The sequence below is a fragment of the Thermostichus sp. MS-CIW-34 genome, assembly GCF_054060435.1.
In genome coordinates this window covers 1-3,421 of record NZ_JBSSDE010000066.1, presented here as the reverse complement: position 1 = coordinate 3,421, position 3,421 = coordinate 1, and the positions used below count along the sequence as shown (strand labels likewise).

General features: G+C 63.7%; 3 protein-coding genes and 1 pseudogene. All 4 read left to right on the top strand.

Features of this window, described 5'->3' with window-relative positions:
• Nucleotides 1-206: 206 nt before the first annotated feature.
• Entirely contained in the window at nucleotides 207-1,760 is a 1,554-nt protein-coding gene (locus tag ACVWYY_RS14395) for a hypothetical protein (RefSeq protein WP_457402609.1), read from the top strand.
• Entirely contained in the window at nucleotides 1,760-2,182 is a 423-nt protein-coding gene (locus ACVWYY_RS14390; protein WP_457440910.1) for a thioesterase family protein, read from the top strand. The genes ACVWYY_RS14395 and ACVWYY_RS14390 overlap by 1 nt, the downstream gene beginning before the upstream one ends.
• Nucleotides 2,161-2,769 (top strand): hypothetical protein, encoded by a 609-nt coding sequence (locus ACVWYY_RS14385; protein WP_457402607.1) that lies wholly within the window; start codon nucleotides 2,161-2,163, stop codon nucleotides 2,767-2,769. Before ACVWYY_RS14390 ends, ACVWYY_RS14385 begins: the two co-directional genes overlap by 22 nt.
• A gap of 383 nt (nucleotides 2,770-3,152) precedes the next feature.
• Nucleotides 3,153-3,421 (top strand): annotated as a pseudogene (locus ACVWYY_RS14380) (RNA-guided endonuclease TnpB family protein); the annotation flags it as partial.

Here is a 3,421-nt window from a genome sequence, read left to right as displayed (position 1 = left end):
TTGGCGGCTTGCGACTGGGACGCCTTGAGCTTACAGGAGACGGTCAGGACTTGGCTCATAAGTTCATTGTACTTCATCAAAGCGCATTCCTCCCGACACTGACCCTACGGGTACAGTGCGGGGCTCCTGCGATTTCTAGCTGAATGGCGATGATGACCGGACAGCGATAGGCGATAGTTGGTGCAGGGCTTGAAAGGAGGGAGCACGTGCTGGGTGGAGTTTTGGCGATTGCGGCTGCGATTGGCTTGGTGGTCTTGCTGTTGGAAGCAATTCGCTACCGCCGCTGGGGATCCGTTCGCCGCTGGCAACCGGCAGTGGGGCTGGGCTTGGTGGCCTTGGCGGCGCTGGGGTGCTGGCTGGGTCAGTTGCCGGATCTGATCCCCCTGGCTTTGTTGTTGGGGGGCCTGGTGGGGGTGGGTTTACTGGGGTTGAGTGGCTGCGGTCGGGCCGGGCAAGGGCTGGTGGTGCTGTTGCTCAGTTTGGCGGCCTGGCAAAGTCTGGCTATCGGCTCCCCCGGTCGCATCAGCGTTGCGGAGCAACATGGAATGCTCTTTCTGTGGGGCTGCGGCCTGGGGATGGGCTTGGTGGGGATCCCTTTGCTGGGGGTCTTGGCCGAAACAGAAGCTCTGTCCTTGCTGATGGCGCTGGGCCAGGGGTGGAGCGGCATTGCCGCCATAACCTGGGGATCTCGCCTGCTGGAGATGGGATCCCAGCCGGATCTCCCTTGGCAGGTGCTGTTGCCGGTGGGGCTGGCCGCCCTCAGCTTGGTGGCAGGCACTGTGCCGCTCTTGACCGCCTCAGAAGACTCCCCCGGGCTGCTGTCGGCAGTGGGGCATGGGGTGGGGTGGCTGGTGGCGCTGGCGCTGGCCTTGGCCTTGACCCGCAACGGCCTATACCAGGATCCCTTCTGGGCCTTGCTCTACGGGGTGGGGGTGCTGCTCTCGTGGGCCTTGCTTGCCTTGGAAAACCAGATGGGACAGGGGATCCCCGCGCTGGCAGGGGAACCTGCTCATGTCAGCGGGCCGGAGGCTTTAGCCGGTCGCGTCAGCGTTGCCGAGCAACAAGGACGGCTGCTCTGGCGGGCCTGTGTGGGCCTAACGCTGGTGGGGGGAGGAGCGCTGCTGGCGCTGCGATTGGGGGGATCCTACGGGGCGGCCCTCTTGGGGCTGGGATGTCTGGCTTTTCCCAGCCGTTGGGGGGCCATGGCCGCTTTGTTTTTGTCGGCCCGCCCTCTGCTGCAAAACCTGTTGCACCAGTTCAACCTGCAGGTTGCCGGGATCGACCTCACCCAACCCTATGTGTCGGCGGCGCTGTACCTGGGCATGGCGGGCATGGCGCTGGCGGCGCTCATTCACTGGCTATACGGGCCAGACAAACCCCTGCAGACGGGGATCGCTCTGACGCTGGCCAGCCTGGCTCTGCCGGTGGGGGTGGGCTACTTCATTCACGCTCAGCCGCAAGCGGCCTTCCTGTTGGGAGCCTTGACCACCGCCTTGATCCTGGCGGCGCTGCAGCCCATCCTCCTGCAGCAGGAGGGAAGAGGGGCGGAATCTCTGGGGATCCGAGGTTTGGGCCTGGCTGTGCTTGCCATTCTGGGATCCAACCTCAGCCGCGATTGGACGGTAACCGGCTTCCATGCCACCCGCTGGGAACGGGCGCTGGTGCTGGCCGGGGTGGTCGGGATCCTGGCGTTGATTCTCCTGCTCTGGCAAGGCTGGAGCCTATGGCACTCTGGGAGAATGCGCGCCCCCGCCCGCTGATGAAACCTGTTCCCCTGGGCACCCTCGGCACCTGGCAGGGGATCCTCGGCCCGGAACAAACCGCTGCAGCCCTGGGCAACCCCGGTGTGAAGGTGATCGGATCCCCGGCTTTGTTGACGTTGATCGAGCGGTGCAGCCACACCACCTTGCAGCCCTTCTACGAGCCGGAGGAAGCGGCGGTCGGGATCCGCTTTGCCTTGGAACATCGGTCGGCAGCGGTGGCGGGGGATCCCTTGCAGATGCGGGTCGAAGTCGTGGCAGTGGAGGGAAGACGCATTCGGTTTCACGTGGAGATCACCCAGCAGGAGCGGCTGGTGATGCAGGGATCCTACACCTGCCTGGTGGTCGATTTGCCCCGTTTTCTGGCCCGCTATGGATTGACCGCGGAGGATCCCAGTCGGTGCTCAAGCTGTTCGCGTTAGCGGGACGGAGTCCTTTGGGATTGCTGCTGGCCGTCTTTGTGGGAACTCTCTTGTTCTGGCCTCAACAGCTCATTCTGCGCTACCGCAAACCCTGGCAGGGACCCCTCGCCTGGATCTGGAAATGGCACGGGTGGGGGGGGTGGACTGTGCGGGGCAGCCGCCGTGGTTGGGAATGGCGTTGGGGATCCCTGCGCCTTCGCGGCCGTTGGCCGGCGCAGCGGGGAGAACGTTGCTCCCCCAGAGATTGGCCCTACCTGTGGAAGCTGGGCAAGCAGCTCCACATCCAATCTTGGCAAGGAGGGGTGGAAATTGGCTTTGCCGATCCGGCTTTGACGGGGCAATGCTTGGGACTAATCGCCGCTCTACCCCCTCAGTTGGCTCAACACCTGCGCTTGACCTTCACCCGCATCGGCTGGTGCGGACAGGGATCCCTGGTGGTTCGGTTTCGCGGCTGGCAGGTGCTGGGGCCGGCCTTGAAACTGGGGTGGCTCGCCCTATCGCGCCATCGGAAGGGATCCCCAGCAAAAATAGCCCATGGGACAGCTGGCGTCAGGAGCAAAGCGCTGGGGGGGGAACTGCAGCGCTGACGCGGTCAGGCCGGCTGCAGCGCCGGGCAGCAATTCAACAGAGGCATGACCTACCCGCCTCCCCCTTCGCCCTGGCCGTTGGTAGGGGTGGGGGCAGGTGCTGCAGGGATAATCGGCGGCACAATGTACTGGCGCAGGCAGCGTCGCTGCAGACAACTGCAAAACCAGATCCAAGCTTTGCAAGCTCCTGTTGTGGCGGCTCCTCGCGCTCTTCTGGCTCTTTCGGCTCCTCCTCCCGCCCTTCATCGGGGGGCAGCTCTTCTCGCCACTCTTCGGGCGGCTCCTCCCGTCGTTGCTAGACGAACTCAGCTAGAAATCGCAGGAGCCCCGCACTGTACCCGTAGGGTCAGTGCCGGGAGGAATGCGGAAGTTATGATAGAACTATGACCCAAGTCCTGACCGTATCCTGCAAGCTCAAGGTGTCCCAGTCGCAAGCCGCCAAATTGGACGCGACTTTGGAGGCTTTTGGCCAAGCCTTGAACTGGGTCAACCAGAACACGCCGGAGAAAGTCGTCAACGCCGTTAAGCTTCAGTCTCTGTGCTACCGCGAAATCCGCGCCCGGTTCGACTTGTCCAGTAACTTGGCTCAGCAGGTCTGCAGACGGCTGGCCGGCGCCCGTAAAGTTGCCCAACAGAAAAACCGCCCCGTCAA